The sequence below is a fragment of the Streptomyces griseoflavus genome, from assembly GCF_014649995.1.
Classification (GTDB): Bacteria; Actinomycetota; Actinomycetes; order Streptomycetales; family Streptomycetaceae; genus Streptomyces; species Streptomyces griseoflavus.
Map to the genome: position 1 here is coordinate 111,719 of NZ_BMUC01000010.1, position 21,973 is coordinate 133,691.

Below are 21,973 nucleotides of genomic sequence, written 5' to 3' on the forward strand. Positions count from 1 at the left end.
CCGGTCAGGTTCTGTCGCCGTCGTCCGGGAGTGCCGTCTCGTCCTCGACGACGTGCACCGCGGCCTCCTCCGCACCCGCGGCCCCGCCGTCGACGCCCACGTCGTCGGCGACGGTCTCCTTGGTGGTGTCGGCGCGGGCCCCCTCGTCGGGGGCGACCAGCCGTCCCGCACGGGCGGTGCCCGCCTCCGGGTCCACCGGCTCGCCCTCACCGCCGGGCAGGTCGCCCACCGCGTCCCCGGTGGGCGCGGACGCGTCGGGCACCTCCTGGGCCAGCCGCTGGTCGAGGGTCTCCCCCTCGTGCTGCTCGGCGGCCGTGGTGCCGTGCTTGGTGACGCCGAGCGGCTTCTCCGGCGGCGAGTAGCCCTCGTCGAGGGTGTCGTCGTAGGTCCGCTCGTCGAGGGCGTCCTGCATGTCGAGGGGCGCGGCGTCCTCCTGCTCCTCGTTGCTCCCGGTGGGCTGGTAGGCGTCGTCGGCCATCGGTTCGGAGCTCATGGCGTCCTCCTTGTCACGCCGCGTCGGCGCAATCGGTGTGCGGTGTCCGATCCGCGTTTCCCGTCACGCGATCTCTAACCCCGTGTGCCGGACGGCGCGGAGCGGGTCCGGTGAGGCCGAAGGGGCGCGCCGGGACGACGGCCGGCCGCGTCACCCGGGCGTCGGGGCGACGCGGACCTCGAGGTCGCCGATCCGGTGGACGGGCCAGGGCCGGGCGTAGCCGGGCGGCGTGCCGCCGGGACCGGTGAGCGTGGCGACGGGGAGGCGGGAGGCGGTCCGCAGGATCTCGGCGGGCGTGGTGTTCTCGTTGTTGCCGGAGGTGGCACCGGAGGAACAGCCGGTGTAGTAGCCGATGGGGATGGCCTCGTGTCCGGTGATCAGACAGGGCGGGCGGACGCCGAGCCGGTGGAGTTCACCGGCCGTGCGGGCCCAGTCGCGGCGGCTGTCGGCAGTGCGGTCGACGGTGTGCACGAGGACGGTCAGCTGCACGGTGAGATGACCGGCCACGGCGAGCGCCACCACCACCCCGGCGGCCGGCCGCCATGTCCCCCGCGGCGCCGTGAGCAGGTACCGGAGCGCGTCGGCGACCGGGATCGCCAGCAGGGCGTAGGCGGGCTGGAGGAAGCGGGGCGCCGCGTAGTCGATCATGAACAGGTACGGGAGCGCGGCGGTGGTGGCGCAGGCCAGCGGCACCACGGTGCGCAGGGTGCGGCGGGCCCGTACGGCGACGACCAGGCCGAGGACGGCGAGCAGCGGCAGGACGAACCACCACAGGGTGATCACCGGGTGCGGCATCGACCCGGTGCACGGGCGGCACAGGGCCCGCCCGCCCAGGCTGCGCAGCTGGTCGTCGACGGCGACGTGCCGGCCGAGCCCGCCCTGGATGCGGGATGCCTCGGCCAGCCGCTCCGCGAGGCCCCCGAAGGCGGTGTACGCCTCGATCACCCACGGGGCCCCGCCCGCCGCGAGGCCGCCCGCCAGGGCGAGCAGTGAGCGCCAGTGCCGGCCCGCCAGGGCGAGGGCGAGGAGCGGGATCGCCACCCAGACGGCATCGGTGGGACGCATCCAGGCCATCAGCGCCGACCCCGCCACCACGGTCCACAGCGGGCCGCCGGACGAGGGGTCGGCGCGGTGGCGCAGGAAGCCGCCGACGGTGATCAGCGCGCCGACGGCGACCCAGTAGTTGGGCATGGCCTGCGGGCCGTAGAACAGGGTCACCCACAGCGAGGCGAAGAAGGCGCCGGCGGTGACCAGGACCCCGGTCGGGAACAGGCCCCGCCAGACGCGCAGGGCCAGGTAGAGGGCGAGGCCGGAGAGCAGAGCGAGGTAGACGCGCAGCAGCGCGGTGGAGTCGGACCATGACGCGACGGGCGCGACCAGCAGGGAGACGCCCCGGGAGCGGGGGGCGCTGAAGAAGGCGGCCGGGTGGTGGGAGGTGACCTGGCTGGTGTACACGATCTCGTCCCAGCCGAGGCCCAGCCCGGGGCGCACCAGGGCGAGTTGGGCGAGGACGAAGAGGGCGGCGAGCACCGCGAGCGGCCCGCTGCCGTACGCCCTGCGGGAGGCGTCCGGCCCGGGCCGGCGCTCGCGGCGCCGTACCGCGGCGAGGAGGGCGCCGGCGCCGTCGGTCATCGTCCGTCCTTCGTTCGCACGCGTCATGGGTGCCGGGTTCCGCGCGTCACGGGTCGGCGACGGGGAGGTCCGGCCGGGTTCTCGAAGATCACGGACAACCTAACCCGGACGGACGGGTCATGCAGGGCGGTATACGGCCAACCGTCCCAGGGGACCCGTCGGCGACGGTGTGCTCAGGTCTCGCGCCCGAGTTCACCGAGGTCCGACACGACGCGGTCGGCGCCGTGCGCGTACAGCGCGTCGGCCCGGCCGGCCCGGTCCACGCCGACGACGTATCCGAAACCCCCGGCGCGGCCCGCGTCCATGCCGGCGAGCGCGTCCTCGAAGACGGCCGCGCGGGAGGGCTCCACGCCGAGCTCCCGGGCGGCGGCGAGGAAGGTGTCCGGGGCGGGCTTCCCGGGCAGCCCGCGTTCGGCGGCGTCCACGCCGTCGATCCGGGCGTCGAAGAGGTCCTCGGCGCCGATGGACCGCAGGACGTCACGGCAGTTGGCGCTGGAGGAGACGATCGCGGTGCGCAGTCCCCGGGCGCGGACCGCGGCGATGTAGCGCAGGGTGCTGTCGTGGGCCTCGACGCCGTCGGTGCGGATCCTCTCCAGCAGCAGCTCGTTCTTGCGGTTGCCGAGGCCGTGGACGGTGCGGGCGCCGGGCCGGTCGCCGGGCCCGCCCTCCGGCAGTGCGATGCCGCGGGAGGCGAGGAAGGAGCGCACGCCGTCGGCGCGGGGCAGGCCGTCGACGTACTGGTCGTAGTCGGCGTCGGTGAAGGGGCGGAAGCCGTCGCCGTCCCGCTCGTGCAGGAAGGCGTCGAACAGTTCCTTCCAGGCGGCCGCGTGGACGACGGCCGTCCTGGTGACGACGCCGTCGAGGTCGAAGAGGCAGGCGAGGATGGTGTCGGGCAGGCCGAGATCCGTCATAGGGGACATGGTGCCCCCGTTCCGCGGTGGACGGCGGACGGGACGGGCGGCCCGGGAGGGCACCCGGCGGCCGGACGTCCCCGGACCGGGTGACACACTCGGGCGTGTGGCGCTGACCTTCGACGACCTCCTGATCCGTGCCCGCTCCCTCCCGAGGGCCGGCCGGCGCGCCGTCCTCGGCATCGCCGGCGGTCCGGGCGCGGGCAAGTCCACGCTCGCCGGGCACCTGGTGCGGGAGCTGAACGGCTCCGGCGAGCCGTGGGCGGCGCACGTCCCCATGGACGGCTTCCACCTCGCCGACGCCGAACTCGACCGGCTGGGCCGCCGGGACCGCAAGGGCGCTCCCGACACCTTCGACGCCGCCGGGTACGCGGCGCTGCTGGAGCGGCTGCGCGAGGAGAGGTACGAGGAGGACGTGTACGCCCCCGGCTTCGAGCGGACGCTGGAACAGCCGCTCGCGGGAGCCGTCCCGGTGCCGGCGGCCGCCCGGCTGGTGGTGACCGAGGGGAACTACCTGCTGCTGGAGACCGGCGCGTGGGCCCGGGTCGGGCCACTGCTGGACGAGGTGTGGTTCTGCGCCCTGGACGAGGAGGAGCGGCTGCGCCGTCTGACCGCCCGCCACGTGGAGTTCGGCAAGAGCCACGAGGAGGCGGTGGCCTGGGTCGAACGCTCCGACCGGCGCAACGCCGAGCTGGTCGCCCCGACACGGGACCGGGCCGATCTCGTGGTGCCGGCCTCCGCTCTGCCGGGCGCGTCCCGGCCGGCGGGAGAGGCCGGACGCGGTACGGCCGGCTGACGTGGGCTCTCCGGCGCGGACGGACCGACGCCGTGGGAACCGCAGCCGGAGTCCGCCGACTCGCCCAGGGGAACGGGCCGTTGAGCGGAGCCGCCACGGGGTGGTGTGCCGTCAGGCCGACGGCCGTGCGCGGAACTCACCCGCCCGCGAGGGAACGTGAGGCCCGGGTCGGGAGTGGGTCACCCCTGTCCCGCCGCCGCCCGCTGGAAGCCGTCCGCGCTCACGTGCGGCATCACGCTGCTCGCCACGCGGTAACGGCCGTTGGGGAGTTCCGCGGACCGGCGCACGTGCACGGCTAGCGGGCCGGCCCACTCGTAGCCGTGGCGTGCGGCGTGCCGGGCCAGCCGGTCGGTGAGCATCTGCCCCACGCGGCTGCCCCGGCGCGTCAGTTCCTCGTGGACCGGGCCGGAGAGTTCCACGTCATAGGCGTTGGGCACCATCACCCGGCCCGCCCGGCACACCACCGCGTGGCTGTCGCACTCGCGCCGCAGGGCGTCCACGAGCTCGACCGGGTCCCGGCCGGACATCCGCGCCCACAGCGCCTCCCATCGGTTCTCCAGTGCCTTTTCCAGCGCGCTCAGGGCGCTCATGCCTTCACCTGCCGAAACGTCGTCGGGTCGGGGACGGGTGGGTGCCGTGGGAGTGCCGTCCGGGGTCCGCCGGGGCTATCGGCGCCCGTCGGGGCGCCGTCGCCGCGGCGGGGCCCCGGTGCCGGTACTCCCCGCCGTGCGTCTACCGCTCGTCGTAGTCGTCCGGCCGGATCTCGGCCTCTTCCAGCGCCTCGCGCATCGTGCGGCCGGTGCCGCCCTGCGCGCGCGTCTCCTGTCCTTCCCGCTGCTCGATGGTCTCGTCGGTGTCCCGGGTCTTCGGCCGGTTCTCCTCGGGGACGGTCATGTCCGGTGGCTCCTCGGGTGTCCTGGGGTTCGCCTGTGCGCTGTGTCGGCGGGTTCCCTCGGGAGGCGCGGATATCCCCCCGGGGAACGGACCGGGTGTGTTCCGGCGGAGACCGCGGAGACCGCGGAGACGGCGAAGAGCGCCGGGAACGCCGAGCACGCCGGGAAAATGGCCGTCACGGTGCGTGGGCTATGTTGAACCCTCGTGGGAGACGAACGAGGCGCACCGGTGCCATCGCCGCAGCGGGCACGCGCACAGGCATCCGCGATCACCTCGGGGAAGGCGGGCCAGGACTCGGAGTTGTCCCCGACGGCCCAGCTCCGCGCACTCTTCGACCGGCCCCGGCTCTCCCCCGGCCAGCGGCGTATCGCCCAGTACCTGATCGAGCACATCACCGAGGCGGCGTTCCTGTCGATCACCGACCTCGCGGACCGGGTCGGGGTGAGCCAGCCCTCGGTGACCCGGTTCGCCTCGGCCGTCGGCTTCAGCGGCTACCCCGCGCTGCGGGAGAGGCTCCAGTCCCTCACGCTCGGCACCCGGGCCGGCGGCCCCGCCGAGGAGGCCCGGGGGAACGAACTCCAGGCGGCGGTGGACGCGGAGATCGAGAACCTGGAGAACCTGCGGCGCGATCTCGCGGACGCCGACCGGATCATCGAGGCGGGCCGCCGGCTGTCGGCGTCGACGCCGCTCACCGTGCTCGGGCTGCGCATCTCCGTCTCCCTGGCCGAGTACTTCGCCTACGCCGCCCGCCGTGTCCACCCGGACGTGCGGCTGGTGACGCGGGGCGGCAGCGTGGCCTACGACGCGCTGCTGCAGTCGCGGGAAGCGGGCGGCACCTGGGTGCTGGCGTTCTCCATGCCGCGGCACGCCCAGGAGACCCTGACGGCGGTGCGGGTCGCCCGCAGCGCGGGCCTGAAGGTCGCGCTGATCACCGATCTGGCGCTGGGCCCGGTCGCGGACGAGGCAGATGTCACCTTCGCCACGGGGACCGGTTCGCGGCTGGTGTTCGACTCCTACGCCGCTCCCGGAGTGATGTGCGCGGCGCTGCTGCAGGCCATGACCGACGCGGATCCGGAGCGGACGCAGGCGCGGCTCGACGAGTACGAGCACGTGGCCGACGAGCACCACTTCTTCCTCAGGGACTGAGCGAGCCGGTTTCTTCCTCAGGGACTGAGCGAGCCGGTACGTCCGCGCCGAGGTGTGAGAGCACCGATACGAAGCGGACATGAATGTTTTCATACGTCTTGCAAACCCGATGGCATATATAAATACTGCTCACGGATCGCGGACCGGCAGCCCCGGACCGCTTCCCGCACCCCCGCCCCCACCCCCTCCGCCCGGAAGGCCGACGGTCCGCCCATGCGCTGCCAGCACCACTCGCCGCGGATGACACCGGTACCGACCGGGCGCCTGCACGAACACCCGAAGCCGCCGGTCCCCACCCGCCCCGGTGACACCAGGGTGTTCGGCCGGGCCTCCCCTGCCCGGCCACTCGTGGCGGCCCCGGTCATCCCCTGGACCGGGGCCGCCCCACCCCGTCGTCCACTCCGGCGACACCCGCACACCCGGAAGCGATGATCATGGCCCTGACCTCCACGCGCCCCAGGCCCGACTGGCCCTGCCAGGTGAAGACCCCCGGCAGCTACGACTGGGAACGCTCGGCGGCCAAATGGCTGCGCGAGCTGGTGCCCGCGCGCTACGCCGGCTACCCGGCGTTCATCCGGCACCCCGTTCTGCTGGGCCGGCACGCCCAGATCCAGGTCGAGCACGAGATCAAGGTGGCCCGCACCGCACTGCAGACCGCCCGCACCGACCTGCCGCGGGCCGGACTGCACGAAGGGGTCATCGAGCACACCATCAAGCTCTACGCCGCCGAGATCATGCAGCTCCAGCACATCGCCCGCAGCGTGCGGGCGGTGACCCAGGCCCTGGCCGACACCGGCCGCTGACCGTGCCCCGGCCCCGGGGTGTCCCGGCCTCGCCCGGACACCCCGGCCCGGCCCGGAACCGGGCGGAACGACCCGGTCAACGAACCGACGGGCGTGTGCGATGCTCGTGGCGTGAAGAGCGAGCCCCCCGTCCCGGTGGGGTCCGGTTCCGCACCGGACCTGGTGGAACTGGCCAGGGTCGTCGCCCAGCAGCGCGCCGAACTGGACCGGCTGCGTGAGCAGGCCGCGACCTCGGCCGTCGTGGAGCGCGCCCGGGGCGCCGTGATCGCCCTGACCGGCTGCTCCGCGGACACCGCCGGCGAGACCCTGCTCCAGCGCGCCAAGGCCGCCCGCCGCACCCTGCTCGAGGAGTGCTGGATCACCCTCGGCGAACTGACACCGGCCGGCACCGGCACCGGCACCCCGCGACCGGACGGAGAACCCGAGGGCCTGCCCGCGCCCGACCTCGCCGCACCCCCCTCCGTGCCCGACGACGTCGCCGACGCCCTGCGCCGCCTCGCCCGCGACCTCGTGCACGTCGACACCCACCGGGAACTGGCCCGCTGTCTGCTGGAACACCTCGGTCCCGACCTGGACGCGGACTCGGTCATGATCTACGCCCGCCGGGCCGACGGGGGCCTGGAACTCCTCGGGCACGCCGGGATCGACGAACGACTGGCGGACCAGTGGCGCCGGGTGCCCCCCTTCAGCGGTGTCGCCGTGCTGGACGCCATGGAGGCCGGTGAGCCCCGCTGGCTGGAGGACTTCACCCGGGACAGCGCGCGGTACCTGCTGATCGGCGCACCTCCCGGGCGCTGGCGGTCCCGGGCCTGGCTGCCGCTGCCCGGCGGGGACGGAGCCGAGGTCTGTGTCGGCGTGCTGCGCGGCCGGCCCGGCCCCTTCACCGCCCGCGACCGGGTCCGTCTGCGGGGCGTCGTCCGGCTCTGCGCCGGGCGGCTGCGGACGTTCACCTCCCCGCCGGACCCGGCGTCCGGCGCGCCCTCCGACGCCGTCCAGGCACTGTTCGCGGCGCTTCCGGTCGCGGCGATGCTGCTGACCCCCCTGCGCGGCCCCACCGGCCGCGTCGAGGACTTCCGGGTCGACGCGGCGACGCCGCAGGCGGCCGACCTCCTGGGCGGCACCACCGGCGACCCGGCCGGCCGGCGACTGCTGGAGGTGTGGCCCGACCTGACGGACACGCCGGTGTGGCCGGGCTGCCTGGACACCCTGGCGAACGGGCGGACGTACGAGAGCGAACCGTTCGCCCACCAGGAGACGGTCGACGGGGCCGCCGAACTCTCCACCTTCTCCGTGCGAGTGACCCGGCTGGAGGACGCGCTGGTCGTCACCTGGGTCCGGCATGCCTCCTCCGACCGCCAGGAGCAGCGGCTCGCCGTGCTGCAGCGGCTGGGCAAGCTCGGCTGGGCGCACTGGAACCTGGTCACGGGCGAGGCGTCCTGGTCGTCACAGGTCTTCGCGATCCTCGACCGGGACCCGGCGGACGGCCCGGTCCCGCTCGCCGGCCTGCCGCGGCTCGCGTTCTCCGACGACCGGTCCGAGCTCAGCCGGGCCGTGGGAACACTGATCCGCGAGGGGCAGCCGTTCGAGGTCTCGTTCCGGGTGCGCGGCGCGCGCGGTGTCCGGCATCTGCGCCTGGTCGCCGAGGTGGTGGCCGACGCGCACGGCGCACCCGTCGAGGTGCACGGCATCGTCCAGGACCTGACCGCACGGCGTCGGGCCGAGCTCGCCCTGGTGGAGAGCGAGCGGGCGATCCTCACCCAGCACGACGTGCTGCAGTCCGAGCGCACCCTGGTCGCCCGCCTGCAGAACGCGCTGCTCCCCCTGCCGGAGCGTCCGGTGAACCTCGCCGGGCTGCGCGTCGAGGTCGCCTACCTGCCCTCCCAGGCCGGCATACAGGTCGGCGGCGACTGGTTCAGCGCCATCGAACTGCCCGACGGCGACGCGCTGTTCGTCGTCGGTGACGTCGCCGGACACGGTGTGGGCGCCGTCGCCACCATGGCCCTGCTGCGGTTCACCGCGAAGGGCATGGTCATCACCGGCTCCTCGCTGACCGGCGCGCTCGCCCGGCTCAACACCCTGCTGCTGCACTCCCGGGACACCCGCGGCACCGCCACCATGGTCCTGGCCCGCTACCGGCCCCGGGACCGGCGGCTGCTCTGGGCCCAGGCGGGCCACACCCCGCCCCTGCTGGCGCGTGACGGCGAGGTCCACTATCTGCGCCGGCCCGCCGGCCTGCTGCTCGGCGCCTCCGCCACGCCGCACTTCGAGGAAGCCGAGTGCCGGCTCGAACCGGGCGACCGGGTCCTGCTGTACACGGACGGACTGGTGGAGCGGCCCCCGGAGATCATCGACGCGGGCCTCGACCGGCTCGCCCGGGCCGTCGCGGCCGCCCCGGGCGACAGACCCGGGCCGGGGACCCTCGCGACGCTCCTGGAGTCGATGCTGGAGGACGAACGCCGCGACGACGTGTGCGTCCTGGACATCCGGGTGCCGGGGAAGTCCCGTGGGGCCGGCCCGGCGGACCGGGCCCGCGGAGCACGGCGGCGCCGGTAGGCGCGGTTCGAGCGTGGTCCCGTGCTCCCCTCCCCACCCCACGGCGGCGTGCGGCGGTTCAGTTCGCCACCTCGCCCGTACGCGACTCCAGCGCCAGCCGGGTGTCGTCGCCGTACACGCCCGTCTCGTCGCCCCGGACGCCGTACCAGAGCTGGAAGCGTGCGACGGCGGCCGAGAGGGTGGCGTCGTAGCGGCCGTCGGTGGAGCCCGCCCGGTAGACGTCCGGGACGCGCAGCAACCGCTCCTGGAGTTCGCTCACTTCGGGGCCCGAGTCCCCCTCCTGGAGGAACGGCCGGTCGGCCGGAGGCACTGGCGCGGGAGCGGACGGCGCGGGAGCGGGGGCCGCGGGAGCGGGGGCCGCGGGAGCGGGGGCCGCGGGGGCGGGGGCCGCGCGGTCGTCGGCGTTCCGGTCCGTGAGGAGGAGCGCACCGCCGAACCCGATCAGCACCGCGGCGGCGACGGCGAGCACCGGCCCGGCACGGCGCCGTCCCGGGGCGACCCGGGCGGCCGTCGGCGGCGGCCCGGCGGGGACGGGCGGCAGTTCCCGCGTCGCGTCCTCCGTGCCGGGAGGCGGCGGCACCGCTTCGTAGCCGCCCCGCTCCCCCTCCTCGAACTCGCGGAACAGCTCCGCGAGCGCGTCGGTGCGGCGCGGGCGCAGCACGCGGACGGGTTCCAGGGACGGTGCGTCGTGCGGCCGGCCGGGCTCGGACGGTGTCGTCATGTTGCTCTCCTTCCGTGCCGTGCGGGGGAATCGAGCGCCACGGGAGGAGATACGCGACGCAGGGCCCGCGGGTTCAGCCGCCCGTTCCGGCGGCGTCACGGAGGAAGCCGCGCAGGGAGGTCACCATCGCCGACACGAACGCCTCCCGGCCCTCGTCGTCGAGGGCGTCGAGGGACAGGTAGGGGTTGAGGTCCTCCAGTTCGACCAGCAGCAGCTCGCCGCCCGGGGCGCGGCAGGCGTCGACGCGCTGGATGCCGTGGCCGAGGGTGTTCCACTCGATGAAGCCCCGGGCGAAGTCCAGGTCGTCCGCGGTGGGCCGACAGGGCTCCAGCTGCCAGCGCCGCCCGGGGCCGGGGGTGCGCAGGGCGTACTGGAAGGCGTGGTCGACGTAGTAGAAGGAGACCTCGTAGGCGAAGTCGATGTGCGGCTGCACCAGGACGTCGTCGTCGGCGAGGCCGCGCACCTCGTCCGCGCCGACGACGCGCAGCCCTGCCGAGTCGGCGCCGAGCCGGGGCTTGACCACGTACCGCTCGGCGGCGGGCAGCAGGTCCACGTCCCCGGGCCGGCCCACGGTGGGGATCACCGGCCGGCCGGCCGCGCTCAGGTCGAGCAGGTACTGCTTGCCCGCCATGTCGCCCCGGCCGGTGAGCGGGTTGTAGACCGGGGTGCCCTCGGCGAGGGCCCGCTCGCGGAAGGCGTGGTAGGCGTCCAGGTACCCCAGCACCGGGCCGCTGTTGCGGACCACGACGGCGTCGAAGGCGTCCATGAGGGCGGCGGCGTCGCGCGGGTGGCACAGGGCCAGGTCGAGGTGCTCGCGCAGCCGGGAGGTCAGGAAGACGTCCTCGTCGCAGTAGCGGCGCCCGCGGGCCGGGTAGGCCAGGTCGGTGACGTAGAGGACGCGGGGACGGGCGGACGGCATACGTGCTCCTCGGGGACGGCGGGTGCCCGATCATAGGCACGGCCCGCGATGCCACGCTGCGACGGTACCGAGTTCCGTGCCGGCCGGGCACCGAGTGCCATCAGGGACTTCCCGGTGCTACGTTCCGTGCATGAGCTCCAGCGGTGCGGCTCCCGGCCGCGGTGACGAGGCCGGGAAACCGGCGATGCGGGACGCCCTGGTGGCGGCGGCCTTCCGGCTGTTCCTGGAGCGGGGCTTCGAACGGACCACGGTGGACGACATCGTGGCGCTCGCCGGGGTGGGCCGGCGGTCCTTCTTCCGTTACTTCCCCTCCAAGGAGGACGTGGTCTTCCCCGACCACGAGCGGTGCCTGGCCGACATGACGGCCTTCCTGGCCGCCGCTCCCTCCGAGTCCGATCCGGTGCGCAGGGTCTGCGACGCGGCCCGGCTGGTGATGCTGATGTACGCCGAGAACCCGGCGTTCTCCGTGCAGCGCTACCGGCTCACCCGGCAGGTGCCGGGACTGCGGCAGTACGAACTGTCCGTGGTCTGGCGCTACGAGCAGGCCCTGGCGGGATATCTGCGGGTCCGGTTCGCCGGCCTGCCGGACGGCATCCTGCGGGCCGACGTGATCGCGGCGGCCGTGGTCGCGGCGCACAACAACGCGCTGCGTTCCTGGCTGCGTTCGGACGGCAAGGGGGACGCGGAGGCGGCGGTCGACCACGCTCTCGGGCATGTGCGGGAGTCGTTCGGCGCGGGGCCGGAACCCGCCGTGGCGCGGGGCCCCGAGGACGTGGTGGTGATCGTCTCGCGGCGCGGGGCGCCGCTGTGGCGGGTGGTGCAGGAGCTGGAGTCCGCGCTGGGCCGCGCCTGAGCCCGGCTGCCCGCCCTTCACAACTGAGGGTACGGAGTGCCTTTACGCGTGGCACTCAGTGCCATACTCTGTGGCTGTGCGCGGCGGCACCGCAGACCGGGCACGTGCGTGCCCGGGCGACCGCGCACGCGGGATTTCCGGCCCCAGCGCAGGGAGTTGACCAGCGTGTATCACCACTCAGGAAGCGTCACTCAGCAGGCAGCCGGCTCCGCGACGAGCGTGCTCGACCCCCGGGGCGCCGACAGGGCGGAGGCCATGGTCTATCAGCGCTGCACCTGGTGCGGCACCGCCATGTACCACCGGCTGCTGTGCCCGGTCTGTCAGGGCAGCGAGCTGCGTACGGAGCACAGCGAGGGGGTCGGCACGGTCCGCCACTCCACGGTGCTGCACCGCAACACCCCCGCGGCCCGCAACATCTCCCTGATCGAGATGGCCGAGGGGTTCGTGGTCCGGGGCCGGGTGATGGGACCGCCCATCGGCATTCACAGCGGTGACCGCGTCCGGCTGTCGACGGCCAAGGACCCGGTACGGGGCGAGCCGGTCTTCCAGCTCGTCGACGAGCCGTTCCGCGCCTGGACCTGACGGCCCGCCGGGCCCGGGCGCCCCGCTTCAGAGGGTGATGCGGATACCCACCGTGCCGCCGAGTCCCCGGCGCAGGCGGCTGCCGAGGAGCGTCATCCGGCCCAGGAGGCCGTACTTGCGGGCAAGCAGCCGCCGATAGCGTGCGGTGGTGGCCGGGTCGCAGATCTCCGCGGTGGCGGGGACCTGGTCACCGGTCGGCCTGCCGCGCACGTCGCACGGTCCGACGAGGACGTCACCGCGGGCGCGGATGCGCTTCACCTTCCAGGAGTCGGAAACGGTCCACACCCCGAGCGCGTCACCGTCCCGCACCACCCACACCGGTGTGGCCACGGGCGTGCCGTTCTTGCGGTAGCTGGTGACCAGCAGGTACTTCCCGGCCCCGAGCCGGTCGAGCGACGCTTCGTCCATGCGGCGCAGTCTAGGCGTCCGGGCGGCGGGCGACGAAGACGAACTCCCGGCCCGGGCGGTCCGGCGCGTCCCCCACCCGCTCCAGCTCGTAGCCGTGCGCGGCGAGGTCGGCCCCGACCTCGTCCCGCTCACGGAACCGCAGCGTCGACTCCGACGTCAGCACCGTCCCGTCCGCGGCGAACTCGTAGGTCGTACGGAACGTCACCAGCGGGCCGTCCACGCCGGTCACCTGGTGCCAGGTCCCGACCGTGCCGGCGCCGGGCACGTCCACGCTCCGGTACGACCGCTCCCTGGTCCACGACTCCCACGCCCGCCGGGCCGGGTCCCGGGTCTCGAACACCAGCCGTCCGCCGGGCCGCAGCGCCGTGCGGGCGCCCGCGAGGGTGCGGTGCCAGGCGTCCGGATCGGCCACGGCCTGGGCGACGTTGGCCGTCATGGTCGCCAGGTCGGCCCGCAGCGGGGGCAGGGCGCCCGCGTCGCCCTCGATCCAGCGGACCCGTGCGGCACCCGGCTTGCCCCGGGCCACGTCGAGGGAGGCCCGGGCGGGATCGACGCCGACCGCCTCGATCCCCCGGCCGGCCAGGAGCAGCGCGAACACCCCCGTCCCGCAGCCGATGTCCAGCACCCGCCGGGCTCCGAACTCCTCCGCCATGCGCAGGTAGGCGTCGAGGTCGGAGCGGTCGGGATCGAGCGGGTCGTAGAGCGCGGCGAGGCGCGGGTGGCCGAAGGCGTCGTCAGCCACGGGCGACGCCCTCCCGCTCCACGGCCGCCGCCATCCGCCGCACCGCCTCCGCGATCACCTCGGGCGAGGCCGCCAGGTTCAGGCGGACGTGCCCGGCGCCGCCCGTGCCGAAGGGGAGACCGGAGTTGAGGGCCACGCGGCCGTACCGGAGGAAGACCTCGGCCGGGTCGTCGCCGAGGCCGAGGGCGCGGCAGTCGAGCCAGGCGAGGTAGGTGGCGTCCCCCGGGCGGTAGCGGACGGCGGGCAGGTGTTCGGCCAGGAGGCCGGCGAGCAGCCGGCGGTTGGCGTCCAGTCCGGTGAGCAGGGAGTCCAGCCACGGGGTGCCGTCCCGCAGGGCCGCGGTGTGGGCGAGGACGCCGACGTGGCTCGCGCCGTGGCCGACCTCCTCCGGCATCCGCGCCAGGTCGTCGGCCGCGTCGGCCCCGGCGACGGCGAGGGCCGCCTTCAGACCGGGCAGGTTCCACGCCTTCGACGCCGACATGAGGGACAGGCCACGCTCACCACCCGGCACGCCGAGGTACGGCACGAAGCGCGTCCCGCCGACGACCAGGGGCGCGTGGATCTCGTCGGCGACGACCCGTACGCCGTACCGCTCGGCGAGGGCGGCGACGGCGGTCAGCTCCTGCGCGGTGTGCACGGTGCCGGTGGGGTTGTGCGGGCTGCACAGCAGGTGGGCGGCCCGCCGCCGGCCGGTCGTCACCCGCCGGAAGGTGTCCTCCAGGACGTCGAGGTCGATCCGTCCGTCCGCCCCCAGCGGCGCCTCGACCGGTGCGCGGCCGGCGTGCCGGACGAAGTCGTGGAAGGGCGGGTAGACGGGTGGGCTGACCACGACCGCGTCGCCGTGCCCGGTGACCAGCTTGAGCATCTCGACCACGCCCAGCATGACGTCGGGCACGATCGCGGTGCGCTCCACGGCGAGGCCGCCCCAGCCCCACCGTTCGCCGGCGAAGTGGGCCAGCGCCTCCGCGTAGGCGCTGCCGGCGGGATAGCCGGTGTCGCCGAGTTCCATGGCCTCGGTGACGGCGCGCACGACCGGTTCGGCGAGCGGCACGTCCATCTCGGCCACCCACAGCGGCAGTACGTCCTCGGGATGGGTGCGCCACTTCATGCTGGTGCGGCGCCGCAGACGGTCGAGGGTGAGGGCGCGCAGGGGGTTCGGTTCACCGGGCTTCTCGTGCGGGGTCGTGGTCATGCGCTCACCATAGGCAGCCGTGCCGGGAGCGGACATCCGGATCGACCCGCGCCGCGGCCCTCCCGCCGGCCGTCACGTCCGCGCTGAACGCTCGGGGCCCCGGTTCCGTATGGACGGAGGGCACCCGACTCCGGGGAGGCCCCGCGGTGTTCGCACCGTGCGGCAGAGGTTCTGGAGCCATGCATGAGGCACGCACGACGACGGGTGGTCCGGCGGGTGACACGGCTGGCGGCCGTCGGCGGACTCCTCCTGGGGGCCACCATGGTCACCCGCGCCGTCGCCGGTGAACCCCAGGTGCCCGACGCGGTCCCGTTCTCCACCGCCGGGGAGGCTCCGGCGCGGCCGGGCGCCGGCCTGGTGTCGCGGCTGGGCACGTCCCGTACGGCGGGCAGCTGGACGGACGCCGAGGGCAGGACGGTGGTCGCGGTCACCGACGAGGAGGCGGCGGCCGAGGTGCGCGAGGCGGGCGCGGAGGCGAGGATGGTCCGCCACAGCATGGACGACTTGAAGTCCGCCACGAAGACGCTGGGTTCGGCGCCACGCGTGCCCGGCACGGCGTGGGTCATGGACTACCGGTCCAACCAGGTGGTGGTCCGCGGCGACGCCACGGTGTCCGCGGACGACTGGTCCGAGCTGACCGAAGTGGCCGGCGGCATCGGCACGTTCGTGCGCATGGAGCGGACCGAGGGCACCTTCACCACCCGCCTCAACGGCGCCCGGCCCATTCTGTCGACCGCCGGCCGCTGTTCGGCGGGCTTCAACGTGACCGACGGGAAACGGGAGTTCATCCTCACGGCCGGGCACTGCGGGCCCGAGGGGTCGGTGTGGTTCGCCGACAACGGGGGCAATCAGGAGGTCGGCACCACGATCGGTGGCAGTTTCCCCGGGGACGACTACTCGCTGATCGAGTACGCCGGTGGCCGCGCGGGCGAGGGGGCCGGCGTGGTGGCGATCGGCGACGGCAAGGGCGTACGGATCACGGGCGTGGCGGATCCGACGGTCGGACAGCGGATCTTCCGCAGCGGCAGTACCAGCGGGCTGCGGGACGGTGAGGTGACCGCCCTCGACGCGACGGTGAACTACCCGGAGGGCACGGTCAGCGGTCTCATCGAGTCCGACGTGTGCGCGGAACCGGGCGACAGCGGCGGCCCGATGTTCTCCGAGGGGATCGCGCTCGGTGTCACCTCCGGCGGCAGCGGTGACTGCCGCACCGGCGGTACGACGTTCTTCCAGCCGCTGACGAAGGCGCTGGCGGATCTCGACGTACGGCTCATCGTGGCGCCCGGGGCCGACGGCGGCGCCGCGGATCCGTCCCCGGCGCCGTCGGGGGCCGCCACGGCGCCGGACGCCGCTTCTCCGGGCTCGTCGACTCCGGTGCGGGGCATCGTCCCGGACCCGTCGACGCTGCTGTCCCGGCTGGCCGACCCCCGGAGCGTGGGGCCGGGTCTGCTGGTGATCGGGGGCAGCCTGGTCGCCCTGGTGGCCTCGCGGTGGATACGGGCGGAGCAGGACCGCAAGGCGTACCGGCGCCATTACTCGGCGACCTGGGGCTGAGCGCGGGGCGCGGGCCGGTCAGCCCGCGGTCAGGAGCACCGTCGCCAGGGCGGCGGCCGGCAGTCCGGCGGCCTGCCGCCGGGAGACGCGCTCGTGCAGGACGGCGAGACCGAGGAGGGCCGGGAGGGCCGGGTAGAGGGAGGCGAGGACCACGGCGACGGAGAGCATCTGCCGCTGCGCGGCGAGCAGGTAGAGGACGAGACCGAGGGCGGCGCCCGCCCCGATCAGCAGGGCCTGCCCGGCGGGCCGGGCCGGGAGCCGGGCGAGCCGGGGGTGGCGGACGACGCCGGGGAGCAGCACGAGGACGGCGGCGGCCCGGCCCGCGGCCACCGGCCACAGCCCGCTGTCCGGACCGGACCTGGCCCAGGGCGACGTACTGCACGGCGACACCCGGGCTCGCCAGGAGCCCGTCGGTCGCCGCGCGGCCGAGCCGGGTGCCGCCGCCGGAGACCCACCAGAGCGCCGGGACCGTGACGGCGATCCCCGTCCAGGCCAGGGTGCCGGGCCGGTCGCCGAGGAGGAGCACCCCGCACAGGACGGACAGCGCGACGCCTGTGACCGCGCTCACGGGCACGACCACGCTCATCGCGCCGTGACTGAGGCCACGGTTGAGGAAGCGCATCGCGGTGGCGCTGCCGACGCCGGAGAGGGCGCCCCACAGCAGGTCGGGGACGGCGACGGCGTCGGCGGTCAGGAGGAGGGCGGCCGCGGTGGCGAGCAGCAGGCCGCCGAGCCGGCCGAGGAAGGTGACGGCGGCGTGCGGGACGCGACGGGAGAGCAGGCCGCCCGCGAAGTCGACGAGGCCGTAGCAGAGGGCCGAAGCCAGTGCGAGCAGGGCACCCATCGCTCATGGGTGCCCGGTCGGCTGGGGGGTGAGGCCGGGGCCGCCTACGGATCGTTCAGGCGGCCCTGGCCGGCTGCGGAAGAGCCGAGGCCCACTCCTGGACCAGGCGCTGGTACTCCTCGCGCTGTTCGACGCTCAGTGTCCCGCCCGACCGGAGCCACAGGGCCCGGATCTCCTCGTTGACCTCGGCAGCCGATCGCTCGGAAGAAGGTTCAACACTGGTGGACATGCCGTGAAGCATACGGGGCCCGAGGTGAAGACGCTGTGAGTAATCGCACCTGAATCGGACATATCCGACAGTGTTGCTGATCACGTCCATCTGCCGTATCTGCCGTGGAACGTGGGCGAGTTCACAGCACTCACGCCCGGGCCCCTGCCCGTGCCCGGGCGGGATCAGGTGCCCGGCTTGCGGCCGTACACGTAGACGTCGTCGCCCTTCTTCAGCAGCGACCAGTACTTCTTGGCGTCGGTCCTGGTCATGTTGACGCAGCCGTGCGAGCCGGGCGGGTTCCACATGCTGACCCCGACCGAGTGGAAGGCCTGACCGCCGTCGAAGAACTGGCTGTAGGGCATCGGCACGTCGTAGATCGTCGAAACGTGGTCGATGTTGCGCCAGTAGACCTTCTTCAGGCCGGTGCGGGTCTCGTACCCGTCCCGCCCCGTGCGCACGGGGACGGGGCCGTGGACGAGCTTCTTGCCGTCCTGGATCCAGCTGAGCTGGAGCGTGAGGTTCACACAGGCGATCCGGCCCTTGTTCGTGGGGCACTTGCCGGCCTTGTTCGGGTTCTTGCCGACCGCCTTCTGCTTGTTCATCAGGTCCATCACGCCCCAGGTGACGGGACCGGCGTACCCGATGTTCGGCTGGATGCCGTGCTTGTTCTGGAAGGCCCGGATGGCCTTGCAGTCGGCGGAGGACTGCTTGCCGTCGGCCGGGCGGCCGAGGAACTTCTCCACCTTCTTCTGGTGCGGGCCCGTCGAGGTGGTACAGCTCGCCGCCTGCGCCTCGGTCGCGCCGAGCGCGATGGTGAGCGGAGCCACCAGCGAGGTGACCCCCAGAATCACCGCACTCCGTCTACGTGTGTCCCCCATGGTCGGTTCTGCCTTTCCGCAGTGGGTGAGTGAGCGCATGGCCTGCGCACTCTGCCAGGTAGACGACTCATCGGGAAAATCGGTTGTACGGCGCGCACCGTCCGCGACCGAACGGTGACATCCGCTCCCGGGGCCGCTCCTACCGAGGGTCTCCCGGACGGGCCACCGCCTGGCCGAACGCCGTGTTCACCGCGGTGATCCCGCCGTCGACCACCAGGGTGGTCCCGGTGATCCAGGACGCGTCGCGCGAGGCGAGGAAGGCGACGGCGGCCGCGATGTCCTCGGGCTCGCCGACCCGTCCCAGCGGGTAGAGGCGCCGGAGCGCCTCGAGGTCGTCGTCCCGGCCGGCCCAGGCGCGGGTGCGGACGGTCCCCGGTGCGACGAGGTTGACCCGGACCCCGCGTGGCGCGGCGTGCCCGGTGAGGGTGCGGGTCAGGGAGATCAGTCCGGCCTTGGCGGCGCTGTAGGCGTGATTGCCGAAGTCCTGCAGGCCGTTGACGGAGCCGACGGTGACGATGGCGCCCCGGCCCGAGGCCTCGAGGTGCGGGAGTGCGGCGCGGCAGCAGCGCCAGGCGCCGGTGAGGGTGACGTCGAGGTCCGCGGCCCACTCCTCGTCCGCCTCGTCCTCGAGGCGCGGCGCGTCCGGGGTGCAGTGGGCGGCGTTGTTGACCAGGACGTCGAGCGAGCCGAAGGCGCTCACCGCGTGCGCCACCGCCGCCTCGACCGAGACGCGGTCGGCCACGTCGCAGGCGACGGCCTCGGCGCCGAGGCCCCGCTCCCTCAGCTCCGAGGCCGTCGACCGTGCCGCGTCCGGGTCGATGTCGGCCACCAGGACGCGTGACCCCTCCTCGGCGAACCGCCGGGCGGTGGCCGCGCCGATACCGCGTGCCGCCCCCGTGATGAGAACCCCGTACCCCTCGAACCGGCGTGTGTCCGTCGTCATGCGGTGACGGTAGCCGCCGGACGATCATCGCGGCAGGGGGCCGGAGGAAATCAGCGGTAGCCGGTCACGTCCGCCGGCCGGCCCGCGTCCTGGACCTCGACCATGTAGCGCCAGGCGTCCGGGCGGCTGCCGTCGAGGTCGGTGAAGCCGTACTCGTGGGCGAGGCCGCCGCTGGAGAGGGAGGTGCCGTTGAAGCGGGCCACCTCCGGGTCGGCGGCGAGGGCGGCGACGGCCCGGCCCACGTAGCGCGGGGTCTCCGAGATGGCGAAGTGGGGGACGTCGGTGAGGGCGTCGCGCCAGTTGTCCTCGCGCACCTTGAAGTGTTCGAGCATGATCTCCGAGCGCATCCAGCCCGGGGTCAGGGCCACCGCCGTGGCGCCCCGCGGCCCGAGTTCGTGGCCGAGGGCGAAGGCCATGCGCAGCACGGAGGACTTGGCGAGGTCGTAGAAGAAGGAGACGCGGTAGGTGTCGCGGTTGTAGTCGGCGGTGCCGTCGGTGACCTCGACGACCAGTCCGCCCGGGGTGCGCAGCATCAGCGGCAGGGCGTGGTGGCTGGTGATCGCGTGCGTCTCGACCGCGAGGCGGAGCAGGCGCAGTCCGTCGTCCAGGTCGTGCTCCCAGACGGGGGCGTCCCAGGCGAAGAGCGTCTCGCCGCCCCAGATGTCGTTGACCAGGACGTCCAGGCGGCCCTGTTCGGTGTCGATCCGGTCGACCAGCGCGCGGACCTGTGCGGGGTCGAGGTGGTCGGTGGGCACCGCGATCCCCGTGCCGCCGGCCTCGGTGACGAGGTCGGCGGTGTCCTCGATGGTCTCGGGGCGGTCGTACTCGGAGCGGCGGGCGCGGGTGCTGCGGCCCGTGACGTACACGGTGGCGCCCGCCGCTCCGAGTTCCACGGCGATGCCCCGCCCGGCTCCCCGGGTCGCCCCGGCCACCAGCGCGACCTTGCCCCTCAACTGCTCCGACATGTACGGCCTCCCGTCACTCCTGCTCGGCTGTCGCTCAAAGAGTGACGGGTAAGCCGGACATCTTCTGTCGCCTTTTCCCCGCGGCCACCCGGGTGGGCTCCCTCAGTGGCCCCGGGCGATCCATTCCTCCAGGTGCGGGGCCTCCGCGCCGATGGTGGTGGGGTCGCCGTGACCGGTGAGGACCTTGGTCTCGGGCGGGAGGGCGAGGAGCCGGTCCCGGATCGAGTCGATGATCGTCGGGAAGTGGGAGAACGAGCGGCCGGTGGCGCCGGGACCTCCCTGGAAGAGGGTGTCGCCGGTGAACACGGTGCCCAGTCCCGCGTCGTAGAGGCAGACCGCGCCCGGGGCGTGCCCGGGGGTGTGCAGCACGGTGAGGTCGGCGCCGGCGGCCTCGATCACCTGGCCGTCGGCCAGCCAGGCGTCCGGGTCGCGGTCCGGGTGGGTCTGCTTCCACAGCGGCAGGTCGTCGGGGTGCAGCCAGATGGTGGCCCCGGTGCGCTCGGCGAGGGCGGGGGCGGCGTCGATGTGGTCGTTGTGGGCGTGGGTGCACACGATGGCCGTCAGCCGCCGGTCGCCCACCGCCTCGGCGATGGCGTCGGCGTCGTGGGCGGCGTCGATGACGATCGCCTCGTGGTCGTCGCCGACGATCCACACGTTGTTGTCGACGTCCCAGGTGCCGCCGTCGAGGCTGAACTGACCGGAGGTGACGAGTCGTTCGATACGGGCGGTCATCACAGCACCACCACCGAACGCAGCACGTCGCCGCGGTGCATCCGCTCGAACGCCTTCTCCACCTCGTCCAGTTGGATGGTCTCGGTGACGAACGCACCCAGGTCCAGGCGTCCCTGGAGGTGCAGGTCGATCAGCATCGGGAAGTCCCGGGAGGGCAGGCAGTCGCCGTACCAGGAGGACTTCAGGCTGCCGCCGCGGCCGAAGACGTCGAGGAGCGGCAGTTCCAGCTTCATCTCCGGGGTGGGCACGCCGACCAGGACGACCGTGCCGGCCAGGTCGCGGGCGTAGAAGGCCTGCTGGTAGGTCTCGGGGCGGCCGACCGCCTCGATGACCACGTCGGCGCCGAAGCCGCCGGTGAGGTCGCGGATCGCCTCCACGGGGTCCGTCTCGCGGGAGTTGACGGTGTGGGTGGCGCCCATGGAGCGGGCGGTCTCCAGCTTGCGTTCGTCGATGTCGACGGCGATGATCTTCGCCGCTCCGGCGAGCCGGGCCCCGGCGACCGCCGCGTCGCCGACGCCGCCGCAGCCGATGACGGCGACCGAGTCGCCCCGGCCGACGTTGCCGGTGTTGATGGCGGCGCCGATGCCGGCCATGACACCGCAGCCGAGCAGCCCGGCGACCTGCGGGGCGACGGCGGGGTCGACCTTGGTGCACTGTCCGGCGGCGACGAGGGTCTTCTCGGCGAAGGCGCCGATGCCCAGGGCCGGGGAGAGCTCCTGGCCGGTGGAGGCCAGGGTCATCTTCTGCTTCGCGTTGTGCGTGTCGAAGCAGTACCAGGGGCGGCCGCGCAGACAGGCGCGGCACTTGCCGCACACCGCACGCCAGTTGAGGATCACGAAGTCGCCGGGTTCGACGTCGGTGACTCCGTCGCCGACCGACTCGACAACGCCCGCGGCCTCGTGGCCGAGCAGGAACGGGAAGTCGTCGCTGATCCCGCCCTGCTTGTAGTGCAGGTCCGTGTGGCACACGCCGCAGGCCTGGACCCGCACGACGGCCTCGCCGGGTCCCGGGTCGGGTACGACGACCGTCTCGATCCGCACCGGCTCGTCCTTGCCGGGTGCGATCACGCCGCGTACTTCCTGGGCCATGGTGCTGACTCCTTCATCGGCCGGTGTCCGTCCCTCCGACCCTACGCGGGAATGATCGGTGATGCCGACCAGGGTGCGGCGGGCCGGTGTCCTCGCCGTAACCTGGGGCTTCG

24 protein-coding genes and 1 pseudogene are annotated in these 21,973 nt (G+C 74.0%); 7 read left to right on the top strand and 18 right to left on the bottom strand.

Annotated features, from left to right (window positions below):
- Positions 1-4 precede the first annotated feature (4 nt).
- The 3 genes from IE172_RS21500 to IE172_RS21510 form a co-directional block, all read right to left on the bottom strand.
- On the bottom strand, positions 5-493 hold the full coding sequence (locus IE172_RS21500; protein WP_190098909.1) for a DUF5709 domain-containing protein: 489 nt from the start codon (positions 491-493) through the stop codon (positions 5-7).
- A 150-nt stretch (positions 494-643) separates the two neighbouring features.
- Entirely contained in the window at positions 644-2,125 is a 1,482-nt protein-coding gene (locus IE172_RS21505; RefSeq protein ID WP_190098910.1) for a hypothetical protein, read from the bottom strand.
- A 173-nt stretch (positions 2,126-2,298) separates the two neighbouring features.
- Positions 2,299-3,036, bottom strand: a complete 738-nt coding sequence (locus IE172_RS21510) for a beta-phosphoglucomutase family hydrolase (RefSeq protein ID WP_190098911.1) — start codon at positions 3,034-3,036, stop codon at positions 2,299-2,301.
- A 106-nt stretch (positions 3,037-3,142) separates the two neighbouring features.
- On the opposite strand from IE172_RS21510, the gene IE172_RS21515 reads away from it, so the two are divergent.
- Positions 3,143-3,832: a nucleoside/nucleotide kinase family protein gene (locus IE172_RS21515; RefSeq protein WP_190098912.1), complete on the top strand. Its 690-nt coding sequence runs from the start codon at positions 3,143-3,145 to the stop codon at positions 3,830-3,832.
- A gap of 179 nt (positions 3,833-4,011) precedes the next feature.
- Here IE172_RS21515 and IE172_RS21520 read toward each other — a convergent pair whose 3' ends face one another.
- Positions 4,012-4,422: a DUF3662 domain-containing protein gene (locus tag IE172_RS21520; RefSeq protein WP_190098913.1), complete on the bottom strand. Its 411-nt coding sequence runs from the start codon at positions 4,420-4,422 to the stop codon at positions 4,012-4,014.
- Positions 4,423-4,564: 142 nt separating this feature from the next.
- On the bottom strand, positions 4,565-4,726 hold the full coding sequence (locus IE172_RS21525) for a hypothetical protein (RefSeq protein WP_190098914.1): 162 nt from the start codon (positions 4,724-4,726) through the stop codon (positions 4,565-4,567).
- Positions 4,727-4,954: 228 nt separating this feature from the next.
- Here IE172_RS21525 and IE172_RS21530 point away from each other — a divergent pair, with 228 nt between their 5' ends.
- From IE172_RS21530 to IE172_RS21540, 3 genes are all read left to right on the top strand, one after another.
- On the top strand, positions 4,955-5,872 hold the full coding sequence (locus IE172_RS21530; protein ID WP_190098915.1) for a MurR/RpiR family transcriptional regulator: 918 nt from the start codon (positions 4,955-4,957) through the stop codon (positions 5,870-5,872).
- A 428-nt stretch (positions 5,873-6,300) separates the two neighbouring features.
- On the top strand, positions 6,301-6,675 hold the full coding sequence (locus IE172_RS21535; protein ID WP_190098916.1) for a hypothetical protein: 375 nt from the start codon (positions 6,301-6,303) through the stop codon (positions 6,673-6,675).
- 111 nt (positions 6,676-6,786) lie between these two features.
- A complete protein-coding gene (locus tag IE172_RS21540) occupies positions 6,787-9,228 on the top strand; it encodes a SpoIIE family protein phosphatase (RefSeq protein ID WP_190098917.1) in 2,442 nt (813 codons plus the stop codon).
- 58 nt (positions 9,229-9,286) lie between these two features.
- Here the strand turns inward: IE172_RS21540 and IE172_RS21545 are convergent, their stop codons facing one another.
- Positions 9,287-9,949, bottom strand: coding sequence for a peptidoglycan-binding domain-containing protein (locus IE172_RS21545; protein ID WP_190098918.1), 663 nt, complete (start codon positions 9,947-9,949; stop codon positions 9,287-9,289).
- A gap of 73 nt (positions 9,950-10,022) precedes the next feature.
- On the bottom strand, positions 10,023-10,868 hold the full coding sequence (locus IE172_RS21550) for an ATP-grasp domain-containing protein (protein ID WP_190098919.1): 846 nt from the start codon (positions 10,866-10,868) through the stop codon (positions 10,023-10,025).
- Between the two features lie 130 nt (positions 10,869-10,998).
- Between IE172_RS21550 and IE172_RS21555 the strand changes: the two genes are divergently transcribed.
- The gene (locus IE172_RS21555; protein WP_190098920.1) at positions 10,999-11,721 is read left to right on the top strand and encodes a TetR family transcriptional regulator; all 723 of its coding nucleotides are present in this window, start codon (positions 10,999-11,001) and stop codon (positions 11,719-11,721) included.
- A gap of 165 nt (positions 11,722-11,886) precedes the next feature.
- Positions 11,887-12,303: a Zn-ribbon domain-containing OB-fold protein gene (locus tag IE172_RS21560; protein ID WP_190098921.1), complete on the top strand. Its 417-nt coding sequence runs from the start codon at positions 11,887-11,889 to the stop codon at positions 12,301-12,303.
- Positions 12,304-12,330: 27 nt separating this feature from the next.
- On the opposite strand, the gene IE172_RS21565 is transcribed toward IE172_RS21560, so the two are convergent.
- Genes IE172_RS21565 through IE172_RS21575 form a run of 3 tightly spaced genes read right to left on the bottom strand, consistent with a single transcriptional unit; the run spans position 12,331 to position 14,645 of the window.
- Positions 12,331-12,711: a PPOX class F420-dependent oxidoreductase gene (locus IE172_RS21565; protein ID WP_190098922.1), complete on the bottom strand. Its 381-nt coding sequence runs from the start codon at positions 12,709-12,711 to the stop codon at positions 12,331-12,333.
- 10 nt (positions 12,712-12,721) lie between these two features.
- Positions 12,722-13,453, bottom strand: a complete 732-nt coding sequence (locus tag IE172_RS21570) for a class I SAM-dependent methyltransferase (protein WP_190098923.1) — start codon at positions 13,451-13,453, stop codon at positions 12,722-12,724.
- A complete protein-coding gene (locus IE172_RS21575; protein WP_190098924.1) occupies positions 13,446-14,645 on the bottom strand; it encodes a MalY/PatB family protein in 1,200 nt (399 codons plus the stop codon). Before IE172_RS21575 ends, IE172_RS21570 begins: the two co-directional genes overlap by 8 nt.
- A 183-nt stretch (positions 14,646-14,828) precedes the next feature.
- Between IE172_RS21575 and IE172_RS21580 the strand changes: the two genes are divergently transcribed.
- On the top strand, positions 14,829-16,199 hold the full coding sequence (locus IE172_RS21580; RefSeq protein WP_190098925.1) for a S1 family peptidase: 1,371 nt from the start codon (positions 14,829-14,831) through the stop codon (positions 16,197-16,199).
- A gap of 18 nt (positions 16,200-16,217) precedes the next feature.
- Here IE172_RS21580 and IE172_RS34630 read toward each other — a convergent pair whose 3' ends face one another.
- The 8 genes and pseudogenes from IE172_RS34630 to IE172_RS21615 all read right to left on the bottom strand — a co-directional run bounded on the left by IE172_RS34630 (position 16,218) and on the right by IE172_RS21615 (position 21,860).
- Positions 16,218-16,529, bottom strand: a complete 312-nt coding sequence (locus tag IE172_RS34630) for an EamA family transporter (RefSeq protein ID WP_229886249.1) — start codon at positions 16,527-16,529, stop codon at positions 16,218-16,220.
- A gap of 175 nt (positions 16,530-16,704) precedes the next feature.
- Positions 16,705-17,043 (bottom strand): annotated as a pseudogene (locus IE172_RS34635) (DMT family transporter); the annotation flags it as partial.
- A 55-nt stretch (positions 17,044-17,098) separates the two neighbouring features.
- Complete coding sequence (locus tag IE172_RS21590; protein ID WP_030218996.1) at positions 17,099-17,284, bottom strand: hypothetical protein; 186 nt, start codon at positions 17,282-17,284, stop codon at positions 17,099-17,101.
- A 152-nt stretch (positions 17,285-17,436) separates the two neighbouring features.
- Complete coding sequence (locus IE172_RS21595; protein ID WP_190098926.1) at positions 17,437-18,132, bottom strand: L,D-transpeptidase family protein; 696 nt, start codon at positions 18,130-18,132, stop codon at positions 17,437-17,439.
- 139 nt (positions 18,133-18,271) lie between these two features.
- Complete coding sequence (locus IE172_RS21600) at positions 18,272-19,075, bottom strand: SDR family NAD(P)-dependent oxidoreductase (RefSeq protein WP_190098927.1); 804 nt, start codon at positions 19,073-19,075, stop codon at positions 18,272-18,274.
- A gap of 50 nt (positions 19,076-19,125) precedes the next feature.
- Positions 19,126-20,040 carry an SDR family oxidoreductase gene (locus IE172_RS21605; protein WP_190098928.1) on the bottom strand — a complete coding sequence of 305 codons (915 nt, stop codon included), beginning with the start codon at positions 20,038-20,040 and terminating at the stop codon, positions 19,126-19,128.
- A gap of 102 nt (positions 20,041-20,142) precedes the next feature.
- On the bottom strand, positions 20,143-20,772 hold the full coding sequence (locus tag IE172_RS21610; protein WP_190098929.1) for an MBL fold metallo-hydrolase: 630 nt from the start codon (positions 20,770-20,772) through the stop codon (positions 20,143-20,145).
- Positions 20,772-21,860 (bottom strand): S-(hydroxymethyl)mycothiol dehydrogenase, encoded by a 1,089-nt coding sequence (locus tag IE172_RS21615; protein ID WP_190098930.1) that lies wholly within the window; start codon positions 21,858-21,860, stop codon positions 20,772-20,774. Before IE172_RS21615 ends, IE172_RS21610 begins: the two co-directional genes overlap by 1 nt.
- Between the last annotated feature and the right edge of the window lie 113 nt (positions 21,861-21,973).